Origin of the sequence: Neorhizobium sp. T25_13 (assembly GCF_002968675.1) — a bacterium.
GTDB classification, from domain to species: Bacteria; Pseudomonadota; Alphaproteobacteria; order Rhizobiales; family Rhizobiaceae; genus Neorhizobium; species Neorhizobium tomejilense.
In genome coordinates this window covers 424,574-451,434 of the sequence record NZ_PVBI01000002.1, presented here as the reverse complement: position 1 = coordinate 451,434, position 26,861 = coordinate 424,574, and the positions used below count along the sequence as shown (strand labels likewise).

Sequence of the window (26,861 nt, the reverse complement as noted above, 5' to 3'; positions counted from 1 at the left end):
CGAGGTCAATGCGTCGCCGAAAGCGGTTTCGTCTCTGCTTTAACTGTACGTCTATACGCATGGAGAGAAATTTGGATTACTACTTCCAATATAATAGGGCCGATTTTTTTAAGGGCTTGTCGATACATTAGAGGACGGCACTTCGAACCCTCTTTCACCCACCCCTCGCAACCGCGGATCCGGCCTCGGATAGATGGATTTTACCGGGGCAAACCCTTTCCGGAAACAGAATTTCTTGCCTCCGGGTCCTTGTCCGCCGAAAAGACCCTGTTTACATGTGCGATGAACAAGAAGGCACCCCCGATGACCTCCCATTCCTCCGTCCTCGACGTGATCGGCAACACGCCCCTCATCCGGCTGAACGGCGCTTCCGAAGCGACCGGCTGCGAAATCCTCGGCAAGGCGGAGTTCCTGAACCCCGGCCAATCGGTCAAGGATCGGGCAGCGCTCTACATCATCCGCGACGCTGAAAAGAAGGGGCTCCTGCGCCCCGGCGGCGTCATCGTCGAAGGCACGGCCGGCAATACCGGCATCGGCCTGACCGTGGTCGCCAAGGCGCTCGGTTATCGCACCGTCATCGTCATCCCGGAAACCCAGAGCCAGGAAAAGAAGGACGCGCTGAAGCTGCTTGGTGCCGAACTGGTCGAGGTTCCCGCCGTCCCTTACAAGAACCCGAACAACTACGTGAAAATCTCAGGCCGCCTTGCCGAGGAGCTTGCAAGGACCGAACCCGCCGGCGCGATCTGGGCCAACCAGTTCGACAACGTCGCCAACCGCGAAGCCCATGTCCAGACCACGGCGCCCGAGATCTTCGAGCAGACCGGCGGCAAGGTCGACGGCTTCATCTGCGCAGTCGGCTCAGGCGGTACGCTTGCCGGTGTCGCCCTCGGCCTCAAGGCCCGCAACCCGGACATCAAGATCGGCATCGCCGATCCGGAAGGTGCCGCCCTTTATGAATTCTACGCCCATGGCGAGTTCAAGTCGGAAGGCAATTCGATCACCGAGGGCATCGGCCAGGGCCGCATCACCGCCAATCTCGAAGGTTTCAAGCCGGACTTCGCTTACCAGATCCCGGATGCGGAAGCGCTGCCCTATATCTTCGATCTGGTCGAGCACGAAGGCCTCTGCCTCGGCGGCTCGACCGGCATCAACATCGCCGGCGCCGTTCGCCTCGCCAGGGATCTCGGTCCCGGCCACACGATCGTGACGGTGCTTTGCGACTACGGCAACCGCTATCAGTCCAAGCTTTTCAACCCGGATTTCCTGAAATCCAAGGGCTTGCCGGTGCCGGCATGGCTGACGCAGAAACGGCAGATCGACATTCCCTTCCAGACGGTCTGATACCCTTCAAAGAACAGAGTGATCCATGCCCGTTGAAGCTCTCTACCGCGACGACTTCTATCTATCGACAGCAGAAGCGGTGGTGACGGCCATCCACGAGGACGGCGGCATCGAGCTGGATCGCACCTGTTTTTATGCCGCGTCCGGCGGTCAGCCGGGCGATACAGGCTTTCTCGAACGCGCCGACGGCACGAAAATCCAGCTTGGGCAGACCAGACACGGCGCCACCAAGGATATCGTCCTCCATGTGCCCCTAGAAGGTGAAGCCCAGCCACTGGTTGGCGAAAACCTGGTCATGCATATCGACTGGCAGCGCCGCTACAAGCTGATGCGCATGCACACCGCCTGCCATCTTCTCTCCGTCGTCTGCCAGTATCCGATCACCGGGGCCGCCGTCGGCGAAGAGGAGTCGCGTGTCGATTTCGACATGACCGACACGATCGACCGGCAGGAGGTAACCGCCAAGCTGATGGAGCTCGTCGGCCAGAACCACCCCGTCTACGTGCAGTGGATCACCGACGAGGAGCTTGCCGCCAATCCGGGCATCGTCAAGTCGAAGAACGTACGCCCGCCGATGGGTCTCGGGCGGGTCAGCCTCGTCTGCATAGGCGAAAATTCCAGCGTTGACAGCCAGCCCTGCGGTGGAACACATGTCTCCGAAACGCAGGAGGTCGGGGCGATTCATATCGCCAAGATCGAGAAGAAGGGCAAGGAAAACCGCCGGTTCCGCATCCGGTTCGGCGAGCCCGGCGCAGAGGCCTGATATATCGGCCCAAAGGAGATATGACATGAGTGAAACCAGCCGTTTCGTCGTTTCGTCCGAGTGGCTTCACAACGAGCTCGGCAGCCCCGACCTCAAGATCCTCGACGCCTCCTTCTATCTTCCCGCGCAGAACCGCGACGCGGATGCCGAATACGCAGCCGGGCACATCCCCGGCGCCATCCGTTTCGACCACGACAAGGTCGCCGATCACTCGACCGGCCTGCCGCATATGGTGCCGTCGCCGGACGTGTTTGCCGAGACCGTCGGCCGCATGGGCATCCGCGAAAACGACCGGATCGTCATCTATGACGGTCCCGGCATCTTCTCCTCGCCGCGCGGCTGGTGGCTGTTCCGGATCATGGGCGCAGGCCAAGTCTTCGTGCTCGACGGAGGCATCGACGGCTGGAAGGCCGAAGGCAGGCCCCTCGAAACGACCGTCCCCTCGCCCGAACCCGTCACCTTCACCCCGAATTTCCGGGTCGACAAGGTGATCGACTTCCAGACCATGCTGTCGATCGTCAGCGACGGCACGCGCCAGATCGCCGATGCACGGCCGGCCGGCCGTTTCGCCGGCACCGATCCGGAGCCACGCGCCGGCATGCGTTCCGGTCATATGCCGGGGGCGCTCAGTCTTCCGTCCGGCACGTTCTCGGTCAACGGCAAACTGCGTTCGCTGCCCGAGCTGCAAAAGGCGATCGAGGATGCCGGCATCGATTTCGGCCGGCCGGTGGTGACGAGTTGCGGCTCCGGCATCACCGCCGCGATTATCACGCTGGCCCTCGAATCCCTCGGCCATGAGGACAACGCGCTCTATGACGGTTCATGGACCGAATGGGGCAGCCGCCAGGATACGCCTGTGGTGACCGGCCCGCCCTCGCCGAAAGCGGCGTGAGCGTCATGGCCAGGAAGCCCGCTCCGCTGAAAGCCCATGTCACCAGCCTGGAAATGACTGCACCGCCGAAAACAAGCCTGGCCGTGCCGGTCAATATCCAGACGGCGATCATCCGCGCCCCCGAAATCCCGCTTCACTACTATCGCTATCTCTATCGGCAGGTGGGCAAACGCTGGCACTGGTACAAGCGCCTGCGCATGGGTGACGAGGAACTTGCGGCCGCCGTCCACAATCCGCGAACCTCCGTGACGGTGCTCTACGTCAACGGCGCGCCGGCAGGCTTTTTCGAGCTGTTCAAGGAAAGCGACGACGTCATCGAGCTCTCCTACTTCGGCCTGTTCGAGCGGGCGATCGGGCTCGGCATCGGCAAGTGGTTCCTGCTCCAGGCGCTCTATGCCGCCTGGCAGGACAATCCGCAGAAGGTGACCGTCACCACCAATACGCTGGACCACCCGCGCGCCCTGCAGCTCTACCAGATGATGGGTTTTTCGCCGGTTTCGACCTATGAAGCGCTGGTTCCGCCGATGACGGATGCCGAGCTCCTGAAAGCGCTCGACGGCTGATGTCGCGATTTTCACCCAAGGCGATGTTGATCGCTTTCGTGGTGATGATGCTCGTCGTCCTCCTGTTATTTATCTCCTGGTGGGTGGTCAGGATCACCCTCTACATTCCGCAAACGGTCGGCATCGACAGGGTCGAAGCCCTTTGTTCGAAGTGGCCGCCGCGTCGGCAGATGCCCTTTTTCGAACCACCGCGCAAATGGAGCTCGGATTGCGGCGCGGTGCGGCGGCGGTTCGGGTCGCACGTATCCGAAGACACGTTCATCTCCTTCACTTACATCTCCCCCTTCGACAACAGGAGCTATCGCGGTACCCTGCAGCGGAACTGGAACGACCAGAACCAGCCCACACGGACAGGCGACCGAATCGAGATCGAAGCATCGCGGCTGATGGCTGAAACATTCACCGACTGGTCGAGCTCCAGCATCGCCGCGGAAAACATCATACGCTCGCCGCCCAAAGGCAACTGATACAGCCCGCTGGCGCAACGGATTTCATATTCTTGACCGGAGGCAAGTATCGGGTGGCGAGACGGGTCCTGCAGGCGCATCTCTTGTGCAACACGCACACAGGAGAACCCCATGACCATTTCCTTCAAAGCCATGCCCGCCGCCGATGCCGAGCATCTCTGGAAGGGCGGCGCCGACGCCTACGGACGCCAGCCGGAAACGATGACATCCGACGGACCCGGTTATCCCTGCCGCCATTGCCTCAAGAATATCGATGCCGGCGAGGAATTGCTGGTTCTCGCCTACCGGCCCTTCCCCGAACTGCAGCCCTATGCGGAAACCGGCCCGATCTTCCTGCACAAGCAGCCCTGCCGGCGTTACGCGGCGGAAGAGGTCCTGCCGCCGATGCTGGCGAGCACGGATTATATCGTCCGCGGCTACGGACGGGACGACCGGATCGTCTATGGCAGCGGCGCAGTGACGCCGACCGAGACGATCGCCTCGCGCGCCGAGGAACTGCTGGCCCGCGACGACATCGCTTATGTGCATGTCCGCTCGGCCCGCAACAATTGTTACCAGTGCCGGATCGACAAGGTCGAAGTGCCGGCGTTCGCGGACACGGCTCTCGCAATCTGAAACGCGAAAGCGCGCCGTTCTATCGAAGCGGCGCGCCATCATGTTCGTCCTGAAGCCCGCTTAGGCTTCAATTCTGGGTATTGTCACCCTGCTCGTCGTCGCGTTCGAGGCTTTCGGCGAGATCGAGCAGCAACCTGACGATCTCGCTGCCCTTCTTTTCGTCGCCCTCGAGCTTGCGGGCAATCACCTCGCGAAGGTTGAGCATGGCGGAATCGACGCTGCGCGGCAGTGACGGGCCGGTTTCGCGGCCGCGTTCGTGGCGCTCCTGCCGCTGCTTGATGCGCTCGGCGAGCTGCGACAACCGATCGAGGATCGTCGCGGCAAAGCTGCGGTTCTCGTCGAGATATTTGCGGCCTTCGTCGGTGATCGCATACCGTTTCTTGTTGCCGTCCGCCTCGGCGACCACATAGCCGGCCTCTTCGAGATAGGTCAGCGTCGGGTAGATGACGCCGGGGCTCGGCGCGTAGAAGCCGTAGGTGAGATCCTCGATATGCTTGATGATCTCGTAGCCGTGGCGCGGCTCCTTCTCGATCAGCGCCAAGACGACGAGGCGCAGGTCGCCCTGCATCAGGAAGCGGCCAATCCGGCCATCGCCGTCATCGCCGAAACCGCGGCCGCCGCCGGGACCACCCCGGCCGCCGCGTCCAAATCCTCCACCAAACGGGCCGCCGCGGGCGGCGAACACTTCCTCGAACCCTTTGCTGCCACCGCGTTCGCCGCAGTCATTACGTCCATCGAACCTGTGCTTGAACATTTTAATCTCCTTAGACTGTCCTTCGATATATCTAAAGATAAGCACACTAGATGCTCCGTCAACGACTTAGATATATCTAAATCATATCGTGTTGATTCTGAACACAGAAAAACGCCGGACGCGAAGCGCCCGGCGTCTCTCCAGCCCCTAAAGTGTCTCAGCCGGTCCGCGGCACTTCCGGTTACGCGACGCTGAGCAGGCTTTCCGGAGCGAAGGCCTCGTAGCCGAGCGCTTCCGCGACCGGCTTGTTGGTTACCCGGCCCCGATGAACGTTGAGGCCGTTGCGCAGGTGCCTGTCTTCGGCGATCGCCCGCAGGCCACGGTCGGCCAGCGCCAGCCCGTGCTGCAGCGTCGCATTGTTCAGCGCATGCGCAGAGGTCACCGGCACGGCACCCGGCATGTTGGCGACGCAATAATGGACGATGCCGTCGACCTCGTAGGTCGGCTCGGAATGGGTCGTCGCATGCGAGGTTTCAAAGCAGCCGCCCTGGTCGATCGCGACGTCGACCATGACCGCGCCCTGCTTCATGCCCGAGAGCATTTCGCGGCTGACCAGTTTTGGCGCGGCGGCACCGGGGATCAGCACGGCACCGATGATCAGGTCGGCGGAGAAGACCTCCTCTTCCACCGCATCGATGGTCGAATAACGGGTGTGGACGCGTCCGTTGAAGATGTCGTCGAGCTGGCGCAGGCGCGGCAGCGACCGGTCGATGATCGAGACGTCGGCGCCAAGCCCGGCGGCCATTCGGGCCGCATGCAGGCCGACGACGCCGCCGCCGATGACGGCGACCTTGGCCGGCAGCACGCCGGGCACGCCGCCGAGCAGGATGCCGCGGCCGCCATGGGCCTTCTGCAGCGCGGTGGCGCCCGCCTGGATTGCCAGGCGGCCGGCGACTTCCGACATCGGAGCCAAGAGCGGCAGCCCGCCGCGATCGTCGGTGACGGTCTCGTAGGCGATGGCGGTGACGCCGGACGCGAGCAGACCCTTGGTCTGTTCCGGATCGGGCGCGAGATGGAGATAGGTGTAGAGAAGCTGGCCGTCGCGGAGCTGCACCCATTCGGAGGGCTGCGGTTCCTTGACCTTGACGACCATGTCGGATCTTTCGAAGATTTCCTTGGCCGAACCGACGATCCTGGCCCCGGCTGCCACATAGGCGCCGTCATCCGCGCCGATGCCGGCACCTGCCTTGGTCTCGATCAGCACCTCGTGGCCGTGGGCCACATATTCACGTACCGCGCCGGGCGTCAGCCCCACGCGGTATTCATGGTTTTTGATTTCCTTCGGGCATCCGACACGCATTCAGCGTTCCTCTCAGTTGTGGCTTTCGCCGTTGATGTTCCCGTGAGGAAGAAAACCAGAAAATCGCGTGAATGTCCTTGCGAAGACGAATTGCGAAATGTCGAATTTTCGCAGATAATTGCTTGAACGGCCAATTTTTCGAAGGATCCACGAATGAGCGCATTCGATGCCATTGATGTTGCGATCATGCGAACCTTGCAGCAGGAAGGCCGCATCTCCAATGCGGAGCTTGCCGAGCGTGTCGGGCTGTCGGCGTCCGCCTGTTCGCGGCGGCTCGACATCCTTGAGAAGAACGGCACGATCAGCGGTTATCACGCCCGGCTTTCCAACAAGGCGCTCGACTACAAGATGATGGTGATCGTCCACATCTCGCTGTCCGGCCAGTTCGCCAGGACACTCACCGAATTCGAGGCGGCGGTGAAGCTCTGCCCCAACGTTCTGGTCTGTTACCTGATGTCGGGCGAATACGACTACATCCTGCGGGTCGCCGCCAAGGACCTCGAGGATTACGAGCGTATCCATCGCGACTGGCTGTCGGCGCTGCCGCATGTGGTGAAGATCAATTCGAGCTTCGCGCTGCGCGAAATCATCGACAAGCCGAATGTGGGACTATGAAAACCCGATGAGAATGGCGCCGGCCGCAACCACGATACAGGCTGCGATGCGCTTCGCGGAGAGCGTCTCGCCGAGAAACAGCCAGCCGATCATCACCGCAAACACGACGCTTGTTTCCCGCAGCGCCGAAACCGGTCCCGCCGGGGCCATCGAATAGGCGAGCAGCACCACGCCGTAGGAGACGAGCGAAACCAGGCCGCCGCCGATCGCTTTTACCGTTTCACGGGACCGCAGATCGATCCGCAGGGGTCCGCGCATTGCCATGAAGGCGACCAGGAGCAGGATGCCGGGCAGCACAAAGACCCAGGCGATATAGGCGCTCGTATTGCCGGACAGGCGAATGCCGACTGCGTCGATCGTCGAATAACCGGCAATCGAAACGCCGGTCGCCAATGCGTAGAGCATTGAACCGGTCGAGGCTTTCCCCCTGCCAAGGGCCAGAAGCAGGATACCCAGCACCACAAAACATATGCCGACCATCGAGAGCGGCAGCGGCAGTTCCCGCGCGAAAATCACCCCTGCCAGCGTCACCAGCAGCGGTGCACTGCCGCGGATGATCGGATAGACCTGCCCCAGTTCCCCATACCGATAGGCGGCGACCAGCAGCAGGCTGTAGATCAGCTGGAAGACCGCGGAGCCGACCAGATAGAACCACGCTTCAGGGGACGGCAGTGGCAGGATCAACGCCACCGGCAAGGCGACGACCGTCATTGCCAGCGCCATGATCGTCATCGTCCAGAACCGGTCGGCGCCGGAGCGCAAGAACGCGTTCCAGCAGGCATGAAGCACGGCTGCAAAGAGGGCGAGCAGGACGACGGATGCGCTCATGTGCGGCGGCCTGCGGCGACAATATCGGATGCCACCTTGCGTGCCGCGTCGATAGCTTTATCGCCCTGCCCCATCTCGGCCATCAGGGTGGCTCCCTCGACGAGCATCAGGATTGCGATGGACGTCGCTTCAGCTTGGGCGCCGGACATCAGCTTCGCCAGAATTTCCGCCATGCGGCGCCTGAGGCTTTCCTTCTGCCTGACGGCGGCTTCGAAGACGGGATGACCGGGCGAGCTGTATTCGGCAAGCGCATGGGCAAACAGGCAGCCGTTGAAATCCGCGCGATTGAACCAGCGCCCGTACCACCCGATGATATCGTCGATCATCCCTTCCGGCTGCTTCGACAAGGCGGCCATGCGGTCGAGCTGCTCTTCGAAACGCCGGAACCGCTCATCGAGGACTTCGACGATCAAGCCCTCCTTGGATGGAAAATGACGATACATGGTCATTTTGGCCACCTGGGCCTCGGCGATGATCCGGTCGATACCGGTCGCGTGAAAGCCGTCCTGCCTGAACAGCCTGTAGGCCGTTTCGACAATATGCTGCCGCTTCGAGGAAGTTTGCGAAGTCTGCTCGGATGACACGAAACATACCATAGTGATGAGACAGGTCTGTCTCATCACTAGTGGCATCGCTTGCAACCGTCAAGTCACCGCTCTCAAGGAGCTTCGCCATCAGGAGATTCGGGCAATCGATAGATTTTTACAGATCGACCTAAGCGGACTTCAACAGGTTCTCCCTATTGGTGGGAACAACAGAAGAAACAACGAGGGCCGCACCGCATGATCACCACCAGCAACGGACGAATGAAGACCCGTAGTGCCGAGCGCAAGAAGACCCGCATCCTGGGTACGGTCAAATACTTCAACCAAGCCGTCGAAGGCCGCGTTACCGACCTTTCGCCAACCGGCATGGCGCTCGATCTCGGCGGGCGCACGTTGCATGCCGCTGACGGCAGTCCGGTCCGGATCGAAAGCGAGGAACTCGGCATCCTGGAAGGCACCGTCAAATGGCGCCGCAGCGGCCGGCTCGGTGTGCAGTTCAGCATCAACAGCAATGCGGTGGCGCAGGTATCTTCTTATTTCCGCTTCTTCCACAGGGAAGTTCCAGCCTCGCGCTGAGGCCGGCTGGCTCAATTTCGCTTCCACCCGGCTTCATTCGCGCGTCGCGAATCATCGCCACGCATAACTGAAATTAATGTAAAGGCGGCGCCCAACGGAAATATCAAGCGGTGATTGGCGTTTACCGATTATTTACTACTTGCCGTTGAATCCATAAGTGATAAAACCCTAATCTAAACCGGAGCCGGCGAAACTAAAACCGCCCTCGTCAAGAGTAGCGACTGTTCAAGTGTCCACGTTTTTCCCGCCTGTATTGAGCCGACAGTCACGGCGCACAGGCAAAACAAAGGGTGCTTAGATGGTTGCTGTTCCCTTTAACCTGCCCTCTCCGACATCGCGGGCGCCGCGCCTGCTGGTTACCCTTGTCACATGCTTTGCAGTCGCCCTCCTGGCACTGGGCGCACTTCTGGCGCAGTCCGACGAGCCAAGCCGTCCGGCCGTCACCGCGGCCGAGGCGGTTGTCCTCCTGGCGCTTGCGACTGCCTTGTTCGCAGCATCCATCTGGGCAAAACGAAGGATTCAGCGCGATATCGACGCGAAGTTCTGTCGGCTCGAACGGTTCATGCAGGCATTCGGGCAGACGCAGGGCATGTTGCGCAGCCTCGACGGCAGGATCGTATTCTGGGGGATCGGCGCGGAGCGCCTTTACGGTTATTCCGAGAAGGAGGCCCTTGGAAAGGACGGTGTCGAGTTCCTGCACACCCGCTGCCCAAGCTCTCTCGACGAAATCAATTCGGCCCTCGTTCGCGACGGCGAGTGGCAGGGTGAACTCACACGTCGCCACAAGGACGGCAGGGAGATCCACATCGTCAGCAAATGGTCGCTGAGCCGCGGCGAGGCCGGGGAGCCGGAAGTCGCGATCGAAGTCAGCAATGATATCACCTCCATCAAGCTGGCCGAACGGCAACTCCATCAGACCAACACCCTGCTGCGCACCATCCTGGAAACCGCGCCGGGGCTGATCTACGCCAAGGACATGGAGGGCCGCATCATCCTGGCGAATGTCACGACGCTCGACCTGATCGGCAGGCCATGGTCCGAAGTCGAGGGCCGCACGGACATGGAATTCCTGGGCAGCAAAAGCCAGGCCGGGGCGGTTATGGCCAACGATCGCCGGATCATGGACCAGGCGAAAACCGAGGAATTCGAAGAGGCCATCAGCCACGCGGGCCACCATCCGCGGATATGGTCGTCGACCAAAGCCCCCTTGCGCGACGCCGATGGCAAAGTCATCGGCCTGGTCGGCGTCTCGGTCGAGATCACCGAGAGGAAACGGATCGAAGAGCGGCTACAGCTCATGGTCAACGAGTTGAACCACCGCGTCAAAAACACGCTTGCGACAATCCAGGCCATCGCCTCCCAGACCCTGCGGGGCGGCGATCCGATCGTGCGCCAGAACCTGGAGCGGCGGCTCATGGCGCTGGCCGCCGCCCATGACGTGCTCACCCGCGAAAACTGGGAGGGGGCCAATATCGACGACGTGGTGACCGGCGCGCTGGCACCCTTCGGCGAGGGCGGCGACTATCGCTTCGCAGTCTCCGGGCCGCCCCTCCGGCTGCTGCCGCGGGCCGCGCTCGCGCTTGCCATGGGTCTGCACGAATTGACGACCAATGCCCTGAAATACGGGGCGCTCTCGACGCTTAATGGTCAGGTCGCGATCAACTGGCAGATTGTCGGGGGTGCCAAGCCTCTGCTGCGATTGACATGGACGGAAAGCGGCGGCCCGCCGGTCGTGGCGCCTTCGAGACGCGGATTCGGCGTCAGGCTGATCGAGCGCAGCCTTGCCCAGGATCTCGGCGGCAAGGCATCGGTGATATTCGACCAGCCTGCCGGGATCATCGGCACGATGGAAGCTCCGCTCGCCGATGTCGCCGCCTCGGCGGAGGTGACGCCATTCGTGCAAATGGGGGCAAGGTGAACGACACCCAAATCTTCGCCGGAATTCGCGTCCTCATCATCGAAGACGAGGCCCTTGTCTCGATGATGCTCGAAGAGTTCCTGGAGCAGATCGGCTGCAGGACGATGGCGACGGCCTCGCGGCTCGACGAAGCGATCAGCAAGGCCCGGTCGCTTCCCCTGGACATGGCCCTGCTGGACGTGAACCTCGCCGGCGAAGCCAGCTTTCCTGTCGCCGAGATCCTGACCGCGCGGGACATTCCCTTCATATTCGTGACCGGATACGGACCGCTCGGCCTGCCTGCCGACATGCGCCATATCCCCGTCCTTCCCAAACCCTTCCAGATGGCCCAACTCGTCGACGCCATGCGGATGGCGGCCTATTAATACGTCCGGTTGACACGTCATCCTGACCGCTTTTGGGATAGGCCCAGCGATCCTCACGACTATCTCCTCCACCGCTCAGAATCCGCTTGGCGATACAATCCACGCAGGTCAATATGGCGCCGAATTGTCGCTTATCGGTCCGCTCCAAGGAGGCTGCCATGTCATCGCTCAACGATCTTCATCCGATCACCCGCCGCTCGCTGCTCGGAGGTCTTGCCGCCTCGTCGGCGCTTGTCATGCTGCACCCGTTTGCCGCCCGTGCGGCTGGCAATCAGGCGCATCTGCGCATCATGGAAACGACCGATATCCACGTCCACGTCTTCCCCTACGACTATTACGCCGACAAGCCGAACGACACGCTCGGCCTTGCCCGCACCGCCTCGGTCATCGACGCCATCCGCGCCGAAGCCGGCAATTCCATGCTGATCGACAATGGCGACTTCCTGCAGGGCAATCCCATGGGCGACTACATGGCCTATGAGCGCGGCATGAAGGACGGCGACAAGCACCCGGTCATCAAGGCGATGAATGTGCTCGGCTACGATGCCGGCACGCTCGGCAACCACGAATTCAACTACGGCCTCGATTTCCTGTTCAAGGTTCTGGCCGGTTCCGGCTTCCCTTATGTCTGCGCCAACCTCACCAAGGGCCAGCTCGCCTCCGACGCCAAGAAGGACGAGCTTTTCCTGAAGCCCTATGTGATCGTCGAAAAGCAGATCCGTGACGGTTCGGGCGCGACGAGCCCGGTCAAGGTCGGCTTTATCGGCTTCGTGCCGCCGCAGATCATGACATGGGACGCGAAGAACCTCGAAGGCAAGGCGCAGACCCGAGACATCGTCGATGCGGCCAAAGCCTGGGTGCCGGTCATGAAGGAGGAAGGCGCCGACATCGTCATCGCCCTCTCCCATTCCGGCATCGACGGCGGCGGCCAGAGCGACCGGATGGAAAACGCCTCGCTCTATCTCGCGGGTATCCAAGGCATCGATGCGATCTTCACCGGCCACCAGCATCTGGTTTTCCCGGGCACCAAGGATTTCGACGGCATTGTCGGCGCCGACACCAAGAAGGGCAAGCTGATGGGCAAGCCCGCGGTCATGGGCGGCTTCTGGGGCTCGCATATGGGGCTGATCGACCTGCTGCTCGAAAAGGACGGCAAGAGCTGGAAGATCGTCGATTCGACGTCCGAAGCCCGGCCGATCTACCACCGCGACGAGGCCCGCAAGATCGTCGCAGACGTCAAGGACAAGCCGGAAGTCATCGCTGCCGCCAAGGAAGAGCATGAGGCCACGCTCGCCTATATCCGCCGCGCGGTCGGCAAGAGCTCGGCGCCACTCTATTCCTATTTCGCGCTGGTCGCCGACGATCCGTCGGTACAGATCGTCGCCAATGCGCAGACCTGGTACATCAAGGACATGCTGAAAGAGGGCCAGTACAAGGACATTCCCGTGCTCTCGGCGGCGGCGCCCTTCAAGGCAGGCGGGCGTGGCGGCGCCGAGTATTTCACGGATGTCCCGGCGGGCGACATCGCCATCAAGAACGTCGCCGACCTCTATCTCTATCCGAATACCGTGCAGGCGGTGCTGATCACGGGAGCTCAGGTCAAGAACTGGCTCGAAATGTCGGCCGGCATGTTCAATCAGGTGCAGGCGGGCGCGAAAGACGCACCTCTCCTCAACAATGACTTCCCGTCCTACAATTACGACGTCATCGACGGCGTCACCTACCAGATCGACCTGTCGCAGCCGACCCGGTTCGACAAGGACGGCAAGCTCATCAATGCCAACTCCAACCGCATCGTCGATCTCAAGTACAACGGCAAGCCGATCGATCCGGCCCAGAAATTCGTGGTGGCAACCAACAATTACCGTGCCGGCGGCGGCGGCAAGTTCCCGGAAATCGCCGGCGACAAGGTGATCTTCGTGGCGCCCGACACCAACCGCGACGTGATCGTGCGCTATATCGTCGAACAGGGCACGATCAACCCGTCAGCCGATGCCAACTGGTCGTTCAAGCCCCTGCCCGGCACAAGCGCTATCTTCGAAACCGGCCCCAAGGCCCGCCAGTTCGCGACCGCGGTCAAGGGTGCCAAGATCGAGGACGCCGGCGACGGCGAGAACGGCTTCGCCAAGTTCCGGCTCGTGCTGTAACGGCTAATATCACCTTTCGGCGATATCTGGACGGCAGCCTTGGCTGCCGTCTTTCTTTTCAACTGCATGAGACAAGGCAATGCCAAAATTCTCCTTCCAGCAGGTCGACGTCTTCTCCAGCCAGCCGATGCGCGGTAATCCGCTTGCCGTGGTGATCGGCGCCGACGAACTGAGCGGCGCGCAGATGCAGTCGTTCGCCAACTGGACCAATCTCAGCGAAACGACATTCCTGCTCGAGCCGACCGATCCGAAGGCCAGCTACCGGGTCAGGATTTTCACGCCGTCGCAGGAACTGCCTTTCGCCGGCCATCCGACGCTCGGCAGTGCGCATGTCTGGCTCTCGCAGCAACAGGCGTCACCGACCGGCGATATCGTGCAGGAATGCGGCGCGGGCCTCGTCCGCATCCGTCGTGACGGCAATCGGCTTGCATTTGCGGCGCCGCCGCTGACGCGCAGCGGCCCGGTGGACCCGGCGCTGGTGGAGCGGATCGCCAAGGCGCTCAGCCTGCCCACCAACCTGATCGAGGATTCCAACTGGTGCGAGAACGGCCCGGACTGGATCGGCGTGCGCCTGCCCTCACGCGCCGATGTGCTGGCGGTCAAGCCGGACTATTCCGCTCTCGCCGGCACCCGCGTCGGGCTCGTCGGACGCTTCAATCCCGATCTTGACGGCAAGGATGCGCAATTCGAGGTGCGTGCCTTCACCCGCAACGGCTATGAGGATCCGGTCACTGGCAGTCTCAACGCCGGCCTTGCCCAATGGCTGATCGGATCCGGTGTCGCGCCGGAAAGCTACGTTGCGACCCAAGGCACCGTGCTTGGCCGCGCCGGCCGGGTGTATGTCGACAAAGTCGGCGACGATATCTGGATCGGTGGAGACGTGGTCCCATGTATTCAGGGGACGCTGGAACTCTGAACCCATGAGGTGCCATCGGCAGGGAAATTCCCGACCGATGGCTCACGATCGCGATTTGGACCGATCCGGAATGGGCTAACCGACGGTTATGCCGCCGTCGCCCTGGCGAGACCGATCCGCGACAGCAGCAGTTTCAATTCCACCGGCGGCTTCTGCTCGATGCGCCGGTATTCACGGCCGTCGCGGGTGCGCTGGACGAGACCGAAATCGAAGAGGTCGCGGCGCAACATTGCGGCGTCGCCGAAGAGGTGCAGCGTGTTCAAGAGTTCGCTGATCTGACGTTCGGTGAACTCCCGGTCCGCCGGTATCTTCGACCACAGGAACCACAGGCAGAGTTCCTGCAGCCCGCGCCTGGCGGGCCAGCGCACCAGCCTGCCCTCTTCGTCGAAATGGCGCGCTGTCTTGAGCACCCGCGCCTCATCGGGCACCGGCATGTCGTCCAGCACCGGGCGCCACTCGGCGATCACGTCGGCCGTTTTGGAAGCAGCCCGAAAATGCTGGTAGTTGCGGAAACCCGCGGCGCGCGTCAGGAGATTGAGCATCTCCAGATGGCTCGGCTTGTGATCGAACCTGAGGATTTCGCTGCGAAGGGATTTGGCGAAAGCCGACAGGTCGGCGATCTCCATGGGAAAGATGGATCTCGGCATGTCTTATCCTTAAACGCGCCATCCCCTCAAAATCAGGGTGTCGCTGGTCGCCGGCTTATCGACTCTAGCACGGGATAAGTGCTGATCATCTTTGTCTGTGCAGGTTTAGCTTCCCTTTCGGGACGGCAACGCCTCGGTGAACTGCAGACCGTGGCGCCCTTATAGCAGAGGTCCAAATATCGTCAACTCGCAGCCGGCGCGCACCGGTCGTTCCGCCGTTGTTGAGGGAATGCTTACCCTTCGCGGGCATGGTATTTGCTGGTAGAATCGATCCGAAATCGGCGGGGAGGACGCGCACGGATGCTCGAAAAGGCAAAGACCGCGGTAAGCTACGGAGACGAGCCCGGCCTGCGCTTCGCCCTTGTCCTCGACGGGCACGGCGGCTGCAGGACGATGAACATGGCCGAGGCCTGCAGCTGGAAGCCGGGAGACGGCCTCGTCTGGCTGCATTTCGAGCGCGATCATCCGGCAACGGCGGACTGGATCAACACCAATGGCGGCTTCGATCCGCTGGTGGCGGAGGCGCTCCTTGCCGAGGATTCCCGCCCGCGCGTCGAGCCCCTGGACGACGGGCTGCTGATCATCCTGCGCGGCGTCTGCGCCGCTCCGCCGGAAGAAGCAGAAAAAAGCTCCGACGACATCGACCTGGTCCCCCTGCATATCTGGGTGGACGAACACCGACTGGTGACATTGCGCGACAGCGGCCACTATATAACGGCACTACGCGATATCCGGCGGGCGCTCGACAACGGCAAGGGTCCCCGGCAGGCGGGAGAACTGCTGGCGCTCGTCAGCGACAAGCTCGTCCGCGATCTTGAGCCGGTGCTCGACGACATGGACGAAGAGGTCGACGAACTCGACGAGCTGATTTTCAAGGGCGAAGCGAGCGAGGTCCGCCAGAGGCTCAAGCTGCTGCGTCGCCGCTCCGTGCAGCTACGCCGCTATCTCGCTCCGCAGCGCGACGCACTCAACAGGATCGAGCATGACGACGCGCCATGGCTCAGAGAGCGGGACAAGCTCCGATTTCGCGAGGTCATCGACAAACTGATGCGGTTCATCGAATATCTCGACGCGATCCGCGACCGCACCGGCATCCTTCATGACGACCTTTCCACGGTCATCGGCGAGCGGATCGCGCGCAATTCCAACCGGCTTGCCGCGTTGGCGGCCCTTCTCCTGCCCCCGAGCGTCGTCGCCGGCCTCTTCGGCATGAATGTCGGCGGCATTCCCGGCGTCGGCGAGACCTGGGCTTTCCTGCTCATCGTTGCGCTGGTCATCGTTATTTCCGCCAGCACGCTGTGGATCCTGAAGCGCATCGAGTGGCTTTGAACCCCACGTCGATGCGCCCGGCCGGAACCGGCGCTATTCGGCGGCTTGAGGCATCCCCTCCCGAGGTTCCATACCGAGCATCTGCTTGAAATCGTCATGGCTCGGGCAGCTCGAAAGGCGGCGCTCCATGGCCTCGACCAGCCACCGGCCCGCAGGTCCCAGCGGGTTTGCTGCCTTTCGCATGGCATAGAGCGGGTACTGGCTCTGCTCGTAGGCTTCGAGATCGAGCGCCACGAGAGTTCCGTCCATGATGTCCCGTCCGGCGACCGATGCCGGCAGGCCGCCCCAACCAAGACCACCCTTGATCAGCTGGTGTTTTGTGGCGATGTCGCTGACGCGCCATGTCTTGTAGGACAGGACATTGAAATCTCGGCCCTTGGTCAGGCCGGACGTATCCATGACGACCATCTGGACTTCCTCGCGCACGTCCGCGAGCGTCAGGGGCCGACCGAGTTTTGCAAGCGGATGTTCGGCAGCGGCGACCGGGATCATGAAGGAGTAGCCGATCTTCTCCATCACCACCGAATCCTCCTGCCGAAGGATCGATCCGCCGATACCGATATCGGCCTTCCCGGAAATGACCATCTCCATGACCATGCCGAGCTCGCCGATATTGAGATTGAGCGCCACGCTCGGGAACCTCTCCCGGAACTCGCGCAGCTCCGTCACGACGGCATCCGACGGAACCATCACGCTCAGCGCCACCGACAGTTCCGCCTCCAACCCCTGCTTGATGCTCTTGGCCCGGGCGCGCATCACCTGGAGGTCGGCGACAATGCGCCGGGCGTCCGTCAGCAGCGCCTTGCCCGCTTCGGTCAGCTTCGGCTGACGGGCGCCGCTGCGCTCGAAAAGCGTCACTTCGAGCTGGGTCTCAAGATTGCCGATCGTATAGCTCACCACCGATTGCGCCCGGTTCAGCATCCGCGAAGCTGCGGAAAAACTGCCCGTTTCGGCAACCGCCAGAAACACCTGCAACTGATCGAGTGTGGGATTGGCATCCATGGTCATCATCCAGATTTTCGATAGATAGCTTCGATATTATCTCAGTTTTATCGATGGGCGTCCACGCCTATCTATTCTCTCGAACACAGCGGATCCACCCGCTCTTCAATCCTTCTGCAGGCCCAAGACCGCAGATAAGATCTCCAGATAAGGAAAAGAAGCATGTCCTCGATCCTCCTCGTCACTTCCAGCCCGCGCGGCGACGACTCGCTCTCCAGCAAGGTCGCCCATGACCTCGCCAACGAACTGAGCGCCCGCGACAATGGTACGTCGGTCGTCCATCGCGATCTCGGCGCCAACCCGATCCCGCATCTCGACAGCGTCACCACATCCGCCATCCGCAAGCCTGCGGCCGACCGCACCCCGGCAGAAGCTGCCGCCGCCGACTATTCGGACAAGCTGGTCGCCGAATTGATGGCCGCCGATACCGTGGTCATTGCCACCGGCCTCATCAACTTCAACATCTATTCGACGCTGAAGAGCTGGATCGACAACATTGCCCGCGCCGGCCAGACGTTCCGCTACACGGCCGAAGGCCCGGAAGGCCTCGCCAAGGGTAAGAAGATCTATATCGTGCTCGCCTCCGGCGGCGTCTATTCCGAAGGCCCGGCCACCGGCATGAACCATGCCGTCCCGTACCTCACGACCATCCTCGGCTTCCTGGGCATGACCGATGTGGAAGTCATCTATGTCGAAGGCCTCGCCTTCGGCCCCGAAGCTGCTGAAAAGGCAATCGCCAGCGCCCAGCAGCGCAACCGGCAGCTCGCTCTCGCCGCTTAAGCCGTCCCTGCTCCTGACGGGACGAGCCTGCCAAGACGGCCGTGGACATTGTCCCGGCCGTCATTTTTTGCGCGGTAGAGCCGCTCGTCGGCGCGCCCGAGTATCGTATCGAGCGCGTGTCCGTCTTCCGGAGCCGTGGCCACGCCGATCGAGACAGTCACGCATTGGCCGTCAGGACGTATGACCGATCGGCAGATCGCAATGCGTAGACGTTCTGCGATCGTCAGGGCGCCGTCGTGATCGGTATCGGGCAGGATCAGCACGAACTCCTCGCCGCCGAAACGGGAAAGATGGTCGCTCGGGCGCGAGCCCGCCTGCAGACATAGCGCAATTTCCTTCAGCACCTCGTCACCCTTCAGATGGCCGAAGAGGTCGTTGACCTGCTTGAAATGATCCGCGTCGACGATGATCAAGCTGAGCCCGTTTCCGCGATCGAGACAGCGGTGAATGAGCTTCGGAACGTCTGCCTCCAGGCGCCCGCGGTCGAAAAGGCCGGTCAACCCGTCGACCCCGCTCTTGGCAAGCAGAGCCTGATAGCGCTCGCGAAACGTCAGGTCGTTGAAGATATCGGTAATCTCGCGCGTCGATCTGGCGAGCCGCGGGATCTGCTCGATCTTGAGATAGACGGCAAACAGTAGCGAATAGAGCACCACGGACAGCATCTTGGCATACCACCCGCCGAAGAAGACCGAAGGCGGCGCGCCGAAGAGGATGTTCAGCGCCGAATAAAAGCCGATCTGGTCGAAGGTCAGAATGGCTGCGCCGCTGATGGCGAAACGCAGCACCACATTGCCGCGCAGCACCCGCCCCAGCCGTTCATAGAGCAGGATGATGCCGATCGCGTCGACATAGAGCAGCGCCGTGCCCCACACCATCAGCCAGCCCATCTCGCTCAGGAACACCATGTCTGCGGCGCGGCCGCCCGGCAGTGCCACGACCTCATGCGCCTGGAGAATCTGGGCGATGCCGACCGTCAGGAGATTGCCGAGAAAAAGCCCATAGATCGGCTGGCGGACGACTGCCGCATCCTCCTTCAGGTAAAGGAGCAGGATCATCATCAGCTTCCCGGCAAAAAACACCGACGAGCCTGGTGAAACGGTGCCGAACGGAAGTTCGATGTAGAAGACCGCCGCAAGATAGGTCTCCATGAAATGCATGACGCCGAGTGCCGCAAGAAATATGCCAAGGCCGAGATGGCGGCGGAAATGCAGGAAGGCGGTCATGACCGCGAAATAGAACACCGCTTCCAGAAGAAAGAGGGCGAGATTGAACACCTGCATTTCGATCTGCTTTCACCCCCTGCAGGCTCTATACCGCTGTAACGGCTATCGTTTTACGTGCTTCAACCCGTGCGGAGTATGGCCATTATGCATGACTATACAACAACGGCTGATGGGTTTCCCCCTCGAACGTGGGGTAATCCTGGATCTCCGGCAGCTTCTTTGGCACGTTACGGAGCTGAGTGGCGATGGCCGGATCGATTTCGCGCGTGATCTCGCTGACTTTCCGGGGCTTGCCGAGAAGATAACCCTGCAGCTCGTCACAGCCTGCATGCGCGAGGAACAGCGCCTGCTCGGTCGTCTCTACGCCTTCCGCGACGATCTTCATGCCAAGGCCGGTGCCGAGGTCGATGATCGTGCGGACGATGATCTGCGCATTGTCGACCAGGTTGAGGTTGTTGACGAAGCTGCGGTCGATCTTGATCGTGTCGAACGGGTAGCGGCTTAGATAGCTCAGCGACGAATATCCCGTGCCGAAATCGTCGAGCGCGATGTGGAAGCCCATGCGCTTCAGATCGTTGAGGATCTGCACGGCGCGCTTGTCGTCCTCGATCAGCACGCTTTCGGTGATCTCGAGCTCGATCCGGTGCGGGTCGGCGCCGGTGCGCTTCAGCAGGTCGGCAAGATCGGCGACGAAATCCGCGTGACGAAACTGCAGCGGGCTGACGTTGACGCTGATATGGCCGTCGAGGTCGTCGAGTATTCTGCAGGCCTCGGCGAGCACCCAGGCGCCAAGCCGGATGATCTTGCCGGAGGCTTCGGCGACCGGAATGAAATCACCCGGGCTGATCATGCCGCGCTTCGGATGGAACCAGCGTAGCAGCGCCTCGTGGCCGATAATGAGGCCGCTTTCGGCCTCGACGCGCGGCTGCAGGTAGAGTTCGAACTCGCCCCGCTGCAGGGCGATTTCCAGATCGACTTCCAGCGCCCGGCGCTTTTCGATCAGTTCGTTCATGCCGGGCCTGAACATTCGGCAGGCGTTCCGGCCGGCATTCTTGGCATGATAGAGCGCAACGTCGGCGCAGCCGATCAGCGGGTCCATGTCGCCCGCATGTTCGGGGCAGAGCGCAACGCCGATGCTGACGCTGATATTGACCTGCTCGCCGTGGCCGATATCGATCGGGTAGGCCATCGCGGCAAGCAGCCGATCGCCGAACGTCTCCAGTTCGTCGGTATCGGACGTATGGGCGATGATGACGGCGAACTCGTCTCCACCGAGCCGGGCGACAATGTTGTCCGGACCGGCTTCGGCCGCAAGCCGGACGGCGGTTTCGCGGATCACCGCGTCGCCCGCCTGATGGCCATGGATATCGTTGATGTCCTTGAAACGGTCGAGATCGACCATCAGCACGCCGCATCCCTTGCCGTTTCCAGCCGCGTCCACCAGTTCGGTCAACCGCTCGGAAAACAGTACACGGTTCGGCAGCCCGGTCAGCGGATCGTGGAGGGCAAGGTAGCGCATGCGGCTCTCCGCGAGCTTTCGCTCCGTAAGGTCGACGAGGCAGCCGATACGAGCTTTTTCGCCACGATAAAGGATGTCGCGGCCACGCGCCTCGACCGGGATTTCCTCGCCGTTTGCCAGCCTCACGACTATCTCGTGGCTGTTGTCGTCGTTGAGGTTCATCAGGTCGGCCACGCGGATCGTCTCGCCGTCGTGGAGGATATCGAAAACGGATCGGCCGATGATCTCGATAAGCGGCAGGCCGACCATCTTGCCGAGTTGTTCGTTGCCGTCGACGATGATGCCGCCCCGGTGGATCAGGATCGCTTCGAACGTGGCGTTCGCAAGCGCTGCGACGCGCTCGGAATCCTCGTTGTTGTGGCGGAGTTCCATCAGCTCTCCGCGGCTGCGTTCCTCTTCCTCGATGTTGTCCATCAGCCGGTTGAAGAGCCCGGTCAGCTTTTCGGCCTCGTCGCCCTTCACCACGGGGAGGCGTTGGCGCAGGTCGGCATTGCCGCCGAGAAGATCGGCCAGAGCGTCCTCCACATGTCCGACGCCGAGGCGCGTCGCATGTTCGGCAAGGTTCAGCCCTTCCTCTTCGTTCTTCGCCGAAACGCGGATGTGCATCAGCCGGTCGACCACCCAGAAAAAGGCGTAGCCGAGACCGAAGGACCAGTAGAAATTGACGCCGACGCCGACCAGCTGCACATGCAGCTGCGCCAGCCTGCCGCCAGCCGGAAGGTGATCGACCGGCGCGAGAAGCGCCAGAAGCAGGGTTCCGGTGACGCCGGCAAAGGCATGCACGCCGATCGCGCCGACAGCGTCGTCGATCTTGAGCGTTCTCTCGATGAAGGCATTGCCGAAGATCGCCACCGCTCCGCCGATCGCCCCGACCATCAGCGCGCTTGCCGGATCGAGGATATGGCAGCCGGCGGTGACCGCAACCAGCCCGCCGAGCATGCCGGAATTCGATTTTTCCGGAAGGATGACGCCGTCCTGGTAGAAGCCGATGACATAACCGACGCAGGTGCCCATGCCGCCGGCCAGTACCGTATTCATGATGATCGGCGCCACCTGGTCGGTGACGCCGAGCGTCGAACCGCCGTTGAAGCCGATCCAACCGATGAAGAGCAGCAGCGCGCCGGTGGTCGAGAGCACAGGACTATGGCCGGCGATCCTGACCGGCGTGCCGTCGGCATCGAACTTTCCGATGCGCGGGCCGATGATCATGCAGGCCGCCAGCGCCACCCAGCCGCCGGTCGAATGGACGACCGTGGAGCCGGCGAAATCGACGAAACCGGTCTGGGACAGGAAGGCCGATGCGTTCGGGAACAGCGCCGAGCCCCAAGCCCAGTGCACGAAGACCGGATAGATCAGCCCCGACATGAACAGCGAGCCGAACACATAGGCCGCCAGCTTCATGCGCTCGGCGACGGCGCCCGACACGATCGTCGCGGCGGTGCCGCAGAACATGACCTGGAAGACGAAAAAGGCCGATTGCCAGCTGTCGAGACCACGCAGGAAATAGAACTCGCTCTGCGTTCCGAACAGGAAGCCGTTCGAACGGCCGAAGGCGATCATGAAGCCGACCGCGGCGAACGCGACGACGCCAAAGACGAAATCGAGAAGGTTCTTCTGCGCCACGTTGATCGAGTTCTTCGAGCGCACCATGCCGGCTTCGAGCAGAAGGAAGCCGACCTGCATCATCATCACCAGCCCGGCGGCGACGAGAACCCAGGTCATGTCCAGCCGTGAGGCGCCCGACGCAAGATCATCCGCGAAGGCAAAACCTGGAATAAGGCCACCGGAGAGCCCGGAGCCGATAAAAAGCATAAAATATGACCAGCGAGATCGCATTAAAAGTCGACCGCAGAAAAGACATCGGAACAGATGCTTCAAGCTATCGCTAATGCTTTAATTTTGAGTGTGACTCACAATTTTTGCGATCACAATGCGGAACGCACGTCACGCGGAGCGCGACTTCTCCCCATCGGAAAACAGCGAGGGACCATTCTGGTCGATGATCTGCTGGGCCTTGCGGACGGTATATTCGACCGCGTCGTCCATGGAGGTGAAGACGTCGGCGCGGACGAAATTGCGCACCAGGGTCTCGCCGTCTACGTCCTTCTCGATACGTCCGGCCAGCCGGAACTGCGAGCCTTCGCGGATCGGCGCCGGATGGATGATGCAGCCGCCATGCTCGACCGGCTTGGCGGAAGCAGCAGGTGCCTCGGCCGATTTGCCGCCGCCGGAGAACATCGAGAAAATATTGGACAGAAACGAAGCCATGTCGGCTGCCTAGCATATTCCTGCGCGAGCCGGAAGCAGGATACCCAAGGAAAAGTCACAATCCAACGTCTCATATCACCCGCATGATTCAGGAGCCTGACCGCATGAAATGGAAGATCACCGCAGCATTCCTCCTCGCCGTCATCGCCGCGCTTTGGATCGGCAATACCTCTCTGTTCTCACGTTTCCCGGAAACTCCGCTCAGGATCATTGCCCATCGCGGTCAGCACCAGCTTTTCGATGTCACCGATATCAAGAGCGACACCTGCACCGCGAGCCTGATGCTGCCGCCGACGCATGCCTATCTGGAAAACACCGTGGCAGGCATGAAGGCCGCCTTCGATGCCGGCGCCGACGTGGTCGAACTCGACGTGCATCTGACGCCGGACAGGCAGTTCGCCGTTTTCCACGACTGGACGCTCGACTGCCGCACCGAGGCCAAGGGCGTCACGGAACAGACGCCGATGCCGGTTTTGAAGACACTCGACATCGGCTACGGCTACACCGCCGATGGCGGCCGGACCTTTCCGTTCCGAGGCCAGGGCAAAGGCCTGATGCCGACCTTGCCGGAGGTTTTTGCCGCCCTGCCGGACGGCCGTTTCCTGATCAACTTCAAGAGCCGCCGCACTGAGGAAGGTGAGGCTCTGGCCACGCTTCTCAAGACCGACCCCGGCGCGCGGGCGGCGGCGTTCGGCGTTTATGGCGGAAACGAGCCGACCGAAAAAGCGGTGGCGCTTGTCCGTGGCCTTCCCGGCTATTCCAACCGCACGGCCAAATCCTGCCTCCTCAACCACCTGGCGCTCGGCTGGAGCGGCCATGTGCCGGAAGCCTGCCGCAATACCCTGGTCCCGGTTCCCGCCAATCTTGCATTCCTGCTCTGGGGCTGGCCGGAGCGTTTCTACAGCCGGATGCAGGCGGCCGGGTCGGATGTCGTGCTGATCGGCCCGTTCGAGGCCGGCGACGCCGGGTCCTCCGGCATTGACGACCGGGATGGGTGGGACATGGTGCCTTCAGGTTTTCCGGGCCTCGTCTGGACCAACGTGATCGAGAAGACACGGCCCGAGGTGGAGCGCCGCGGCTTCTGTGCCCTGCCCTCCCGACCGCAGATCTGCGGTTAGGCCGCCAATCTGCGGCAGATAGACTTCCCGCCGTCACCAAGCCCGCCTATCATCTCCCCTGGTTCGGAGGGAGCGCCGGATGCGGAGGAGATTGTTGTCATGGCGGACGATCATTTATGTCTGCGCGATCCTGATCGCCGCCTTCGGAGTGATGCTGATGTCCGGCTCGCGCATGCCCGCTGACGGTTTTCCGGCTTTCGACAAAACCCGCCTCGGCGCCGATCTCGACGCGTATCTCAGCGCGAGCGAAAGCCACTTCGCCGATATTCGCCCGGGTGCCGCCAAACGGGTGGTCTGGGCTGATCCAGCGACGAAGGAGAAGACGGCTTTCGCGATCGTCTACCTGCACGGTTTCTCGGCTTCGGCCGAGGAGATCCGCCCCCTGCCCGACCGCGTCGCGGCAGCGCTCGGCGCCAATCTCTATTTCACCCGCCTCGCCGGCCACGGCCGCAGCGGCGACGCCATGGGGGAGCCAAGCCTTGAAGACTGGCTGGCGGATTTTTCGGAAAGTCTCGCCATCGGCGAAGCGCTCGGCAATCGCGTCATCGTCATCGGCACCTCGACCGGCGCCTCGCTCGCGACGCTCGCACTTGCCGATCCGAAGATCGCATCGCGCATCTCGGCGGCTGTGTTCGTATCGCCGAACTACGGCATCAACAGCTTTGCCGCATTTCTGCTGACGACACCGGTCGCGCCGCAGCTCTCACGGCTGTTGCTTGGGGAAAACCGCGGCTTCACGCCCTATAACGACCGCCATGCCGCCCACTGGACGACCCGCTATCCGACAAAAGCGCTGCTGCCGATGGCAGCGCTCGTAAAACTCTCGGTCGAGAGCCCGGTGGAGCGGATCACGACGCCGGCCCTCTTCCTCTATTCCTCGCTCGATCAGGTCATCCGGCCCGACAAGGTGCGCGAGGTCGCCAACCGCTGGGGCGGGCCTCATGAGCTTTTCGATGTCGGCCAGACCGGCGATCCCGGCAATCACGTGATTGCCGGCGACATCGTTTCCTCGGCGACCACCGGATCGCTTGCTGACCGCGTCATCGCCTGGCTGGAAGCGACGATCAGATGACGAGGTTCGCCAGGATCTCGTTCTCGGTGATGTCCTGATAGCCCATGCCGGCCGCATCGAACCGTTCGAGCAGGCCTGCGAAATTCTCCGGCCTTGCGGTTTCGATGCCGATCAGGATCGAGCCGAAATTGCGCGCCGATTTCTTCAGATACTCGAACCGGGCGATATCGTCTTCCGGTCCCAGCAGGTTGAGGAAGTCGCGCAATGCGCCGGGGCGCTGGGCGAGCCGCAGCACGAAGTATTTCTTAAGACCGGAATAACGCATCGCGCGTTCCTTGACGTCCGGCAGGCGTTCGAAATCGAAATTGCCGCCGGAGACGACGCAGACCACCGTCTTGCCGGCAAGCTTTTCGCGCCCCAGCATATCGAGCGCGGTGATCGACAGGGCGCCTGCCGGCTCCAGCACGACACCTTCGACATTCAGCATTTCGATGATGGTGACGCAGATGGCGTTTTCCGGCACGAGCAGGACCTGATCCGGCGAAAAGCCCTTCAAAGCCTCGAAATTCAGGTCGCCGATCCGCGCCACCGCCGCGCCATCGACGAAATTGTCGAGCTTGGCGAGCGTGATCGGCTCACCGGCTTCAAGGCTCTTCTTGAGGCTCGGCGCCCCCTCCGGCTCGGTGAAGAGAAAATCTTCCCGCTTGACGATATCCTTCAGGTAACCGGTCGTGCCCGACGAAAGCCCGCCGCCGCCCACCGGCAGGATGACCAGGTCGGGCGTAACGCCATCGGGCAATTGCTCCATCAGTTCGGCGGCGACCGTCGCCTGCCCTTCGATGATGTCGGCGTCGTCGAAAGGCGGCACCATGACGCCGCCGATCTCTTCCACATGGGCGCGGGCCGCCGCATAGCACTGGTCGAAAATGTCGCCGATCAGCCGGATGGTGATGAACGGACCGCCGAACATGCGGGTCTTGTCGATCTTCTGCTGCGGCGTCGTCACCGGCATGAAGACCACGCCCGGCACCTCGAAATGGCGGCAGACGAAGGCGAACCCCTGCGCGTGATTGCCGGCCGAGGCGCAGATGAATGTCTTGCCCTTGGTGCCCGAGGCAATCGCCTTGCGCAGGAAATTGAAGGCGCCGCGGATCTTGTAGGAGCGGACCGGAGACAGGTCTTCGCGCTTCAGCCAGATTTCGGCGCCATAACGGCGGCTGAGGTGTTCGTTCATCTGCAGCGGCGTTTCGGGAAAAATCTCCCGCATCGCCACTCTCGCTTCGTCCACGCCCGCTTTCGTCACGCCTGCCTTGGTCACACCCGCCTTGGTCACGTCTGCCTCGGTCACATCGGCCATC

26 protein-coding genes are annotated in these 26,861 nt (G+C 62.0%); 16 read left to right on the top strand and 10 right to left on the bottom strand.

Going from position 1 to position 26,861, the window contains the following annotated elements; all coding sequences use genetic code 11:
- Nucleotides 1–303: 303 nt before the first annotated feature.
- From C5J22_RS05705 to C5J22_RS05680, 6 genes are all read left to right on the top strand, one after another.
- Nucleotides 304–1,341, top strand: coding sequence for a cysteine synthase A (locus C5J22_RS05705; RefSeq protein WP_046668065.1), 1,038 nt, complete (start codon nucleotides 304–306; stop codon nucleotides 1,339–1,341).
- A gap of 25 nt (nucleotides 1,342–1,366) precedes the next feature.
- Nucleotides 1,367–2,104 carry an alanyl-tRNA editing protein gene (locus C5J22_RS05700; protein WP_105429771.1) on the top strand — a complete coding sequence of 246 codons (738 nt, stop codon included), beginning with the start codon at nucleotides 1,367–1,369 and terminating at the stop codon, nucleotides 2,102–2,104.
- A gap of 25 nt (nucleotides 2,105–2,129) precedes the next feature.
- Nucleotides 2,130–2,996, top strand: coding sequence for a 3-mercaptopyruvate sulfurtransferase (gene sseA, locus C5J22_RS05695; RefSeq protein WP_105437480.1), 867 nt, complete (start codon nucleotides 2,130–2,132; stop codon nucleotides 2,994–2,996).
- 5 nt (nucleotides 2,997–3,001) lie between these two features.
- Entirely contained in the window at nucleotides 3,002–3,559 is a 558-nt protein-coding gene (locus tag C5J22_RS05690; RefSeq protein WP_105437655.1) for a GNAT family N-acetyltransferase, read from the top strand.
- The gene (locus C5J22_RS05685) at nucleotides 3,559–4,026 is read left to right on the top strand and encodes a hypothetical protein (protein WP_105437479.1); all 468 of its coding nucleotides are present in this window, start codon (nucleotides 3,559–3,561) and stop codon (nucleotides 4,024–4,026) included. The genes C5J22_RS05690 and C5J22_RS05685 overlap by 1 nt, the downstream gene beginning before the upstream one ends.
- 111 nt (nucleotides 4,027–4,137) lie before the next feature.
- Complete coding sequence (locus C5J22_RS05680; protein WP_105437478.1) at nucleotides 4,138–4,641, top strand: DUF1203 domain-containing protein; 504 nt, start codon at nucleotides 4,138–4,140, stop codon at nucleotides 4,639–4,641.
- A 67-nt stretch (nucleotides 4,642–4,708) separates the two neighbouring features.
- Here the strand turns inward: C5J22_RS05680 and C5J22_RS05675 are convergent, their stop codons facing one another.
- Nucleotides 4,709–5,395, bottom strand: a complete 687-nt coding sequence (locus tag C5J22_RS05675) for a PadR family transcriptional regulator (protein ID WP_105437477.1) — start codon at nucleotides 5,393–5,395, stop codon at nucleotides 4,709–4,711.
- Nucleotides 5,396–5,576: 181 nt separating this feature from the next.
- A complete protein-coding gene (gene ald / locus C5J22_RS05670; protein WP_105401135.1) occupies nucleotides 5,577–6,695 on the bottom strand; it encodes an alanine dehydrogenase in 1,119 nt (372 codons plus the stop codon).
- A 153-nt stretch (nucleotides 6,696–6,848) separates the two neighbouring features.
- Between ald and C5J22_RS05665 the strand changes: the two genes are divergently transcribed.
- Nucleotides 6,849–7,310: an Lrp/AsnC family transcriptional regulator gene (locus C5J22_RS05665; protein ID WP_105401134.1), complete on the top strand. Its 462-nt coding sequence runs from the start codon at nucleotides 6,849–6,851 to the stop codon at nucleotides 7,308–7,310.
- Here C5J22_RS05665 and C5J22_RS05660 read toward each other — a convergent pair.
- Entirely contained in the window at nucleotides 7,305–8,138 is an 834-nt protein-coding gene (locus tag C5J22_RS05660) for a DMT family transporter (protein ID WP_105437476.1), read from the bottom strand. The two genes, C5J22_RS05665 and C5J22_RS05660, sit on opposite strands and share 6 nt — an antisense overlap.
- The gene (locus tag C5J22_RS05655) at nucleotides 8,135–8,734 is read right to left on the bottom strand and encodes a TetR/AcrR family transcriptional regulator (RefSeq protein WP_245440315.1); all 600 of its coding nucleotides are present in this window, start codon (nucleotides 8,732–8,734) and stop codon (nucleotides 8,135–8,137) included. The genes C5J22_RS05660 and C5J22_RS05655 overlap by 4 nt, the downstream gene beginning before the upstream one ends.
- A 186-nt stretch (nucleotides 8,735–8,920) precedes the next feature.
- Between C5J22_RS05655 and C5J22_RS05650 the strand changes: the two genes are divergently transcribed.
- From C5J22_RS05650 to C5J22_RS05630, 5 genes are all read left to right on the top strand, one after another.
- Nucleotides 8,921–9,259, top strand: coding sequence for a PilZ domain-containing protein (locus tag C5J22_RS05650; RefSeq protein WP_105419365.1), 339 nt, complete (start codon nucleotides 8,921–8,923; stop codon nucleotides 9,257–9,259).
- Between the two features lie 298 nt (nucleotides 9,260–9,557).
- Nucleotides 9,558–11,177, top strand: coding sequence for a sensor histidine kinase (locus C5J22_RS05645; RefSeq protein WP_105437474.1), 1,620 nt, complete (start codon nucleotides 9,558–9,560; stop codon nucleotides 11,175–11,177).
- Entirely contained in the window at nucleotides 11,174–11,542 is a 369-nt protein-coding gene (locus C5J22_RS05640) for a response regulator (protein ID WP_105437473.1), read from the top strand. Before C5J22_RS05645 ends, C5J22_RS05640 begins: the two co-directional genes overlap by 4 nt.
- 158 nt (nucleotides 11,543–11,700) lie before the next feature.
- Nucleotides 11,701–13,689 carry a bifunctional 2',3'-cyclic-nucleotide 2'-phosphodiesterase/3'-nucleotidase gene (locus tag C5J22_RS05635; RefSeq protein ID WP_105437472.1) on the top strand — a complete coding sequence of 663 codons (1,989 nt, stop codon included), beginning with the start codon at nucleotides 11,701–11,703 and terminating at the stop codon, nucleotides 13,687–13,689.
- Nucleotides 13,690–13,768: 79 nt separating this feature from the next.
- The gene (locus C5J22_RS05630; protein ID WP_105437471.1) at nucleotides 13,769–14,605 is read left to right on the top strand and encodes a PhzF family phenazine biosynthesis protein; all 837 of its coding nucleotides are present in this window, start codon (nucleotides 13,769–13,771) and stop codon (nucleotides 14,603–14,605) included.
- A gap of 86 nt (nucleotides 14,606–14,691) precedes the next feature.
- On the opposite strand, the gene C5J22_RS05625 is transcribed toward C5J22_RS05630, so the two are convergent.
- On the bottom strand, nucleotides 14,692–15,252 hold the full coding sequence (locus C5J22_RS05625; protein ID WP_105437470.1) for a DUF2087 domain-containing protein: 561 nt from the start codon (nucleotides 15,250–15,252) through the stop codon (nucleotides 14,692–14,694).
- A 300-nt stretch (nucleotides 15,253–15,552) separates the two neighbouring features.
- Here C5J22_RS05625 and C5J22_RS05620 point away from each other — a divergent pair, with 300 nt between their 5' ends.
- Nucleotides 15,553–16,581, top strand: coding sequence for a CorA family divalent cation transporter (locus C5J22_RS05620; RefSeq protein WP_105437469.1), 1,029 nt, complete (start codon nucleotides 15,553–15,555; stop codon nucleotides 16,579–16,581).
- 33 nt (nucleotides 16,582–16,614) lie between these two features.
- Here the strand turns inward: C5J22_RS05620 and C5J22_RS05615 are convergent, their stop codons facing one another.
- A complete protein-coding gene (locus C5J22_RS05615; RefSeq protein WP_105437654.1) occupies nucleotides 16,615–17,583 on the bottom strand; it encodes a LysR family transcriptional regulator in 969 nt (322 codons plus the stop codon).
- 162 nt (nucleotides 17,584–17,745) lie between these two features.
- Between C5J22_RS05615 and C5J22_RS05610 the strand changes: the two genes are divergently transcribed.
- Nucleotides 17,746–18,363: an FMN-dependent NADH-azoreductase gene (locus C5J22_RS05610; protein ID WP_105401124.1), complete on the top strand. Its 618-nt coding sequence runs from the start codon at nucleotides 17,746–17,748 to the stop codon at nucleotides 18,361–18,363.
- On the opposite strand, the gene C5J22_RS05605 is transcribed toward C5J22_RS05610, so the two are convergent.
- The 3 genes from C5J22_RS05605 to C5J22_RS05595 all read right to left on the bottom strand — a co-directional run bounded on the left by C5J22_RS05605 (nucleotide 18,360) and on the right by C5J22_RS05595 (nucleotide 23,373).
- The gene (locus tag C5J22_RS05605; protein WP_105437468.1) at nucleotides 18,360–19,643 is read right to left on the bottom strand and encodes a diguanylate cyclase; all 1,284 of its coding nucleotides are present in this window, start codon (nucleotides 19,641–19,643) and stop codon (nucleotides 18,360–18,362) included. The two genes, C5J22_RS05610 and C5J22_RS05605, sit on opposite strands and share 4 nt — an antisense overlap.
- An 85-nt stretch (nucleotides 19,644–19,728) precedes the next feature.
- A complete protein-coding gene (amt, locus tag C5J22_RS05600) occupies nucleotides 19,729–22,917 on the bottom strand; it encodes an ammonium transporter (protein WP_105437467.1) in 3,189 nt (1,062 codons plus the stop codon).
- A gap of 132 nt (nucleotides 22,918–23,049) precedes the next feature.
- Nucleotides 23,050–23,373, bottom strand: coding sequence for an HlyU family transcriptional regulator (locus tag C5J22_RS05595; RefSeq protein WP_037084625.1), 324 nt, complete (start codon nucleotides 23,371–23,373; stop codon nucleotides 23,050–23,052).
- Between the two features lie 104 nt (nucleotides 23,374–23,477).
- On the opposite strand from C5J22_RS05595, the gene C5J22_RS05590 reads away from it, so the two are divergent.
- Both C5J22_RS05590 and C5J22_RS05585 read left to right on the top strand, forming a co-directional pair.
- Nucleotides 23,478–24,491, top strand: a complete 1,014-nt coding sequence (locus C5J22_RS05590) for a glycerophosphodiester phosphodiesterase family protein (RefSeq protein ID WP_105437653.1) — start codon at nucleotides 23,478–23,480, stop codon at nucleotides 24,489–24,491.
- A gap of 94 nt (nucleotides 24,492–24,585) precedes the next feature.
- Nucleotides 24,586–25,563 carry a carboxylesterase gene (locus tag C5J22_RS05585; RefSeq protein WP_245440298.1) on the top strand — a complete coding sequence of 326 codons (978 nt, stop codon included), beginning with the start codon at nucleotides 24,586–24,588 and terminating at the stop codon, nucleotides 25,561–25,563.
- Here C5J22_RS05585 and ilvA read toward each other — a convergent pair.
- Nucleotides 25,556–26,770, bottom strand: coding sequence for a threonine ammonia-lyase (ilvA, locus tag C5J22_RS05580; RefSeq protein ID WP_371412562.1), 1,215 nt, complete (start codon nucleotides 26,768–26,770; stop codon nucleotides 25,556–25,558). The genes C5J22_RS05585 and ilvA overlap by 8 nt on opposite strands.
- Between the last annotated feature and the right edge of the window lie 91 nt (nucleotides 26,771–26,861).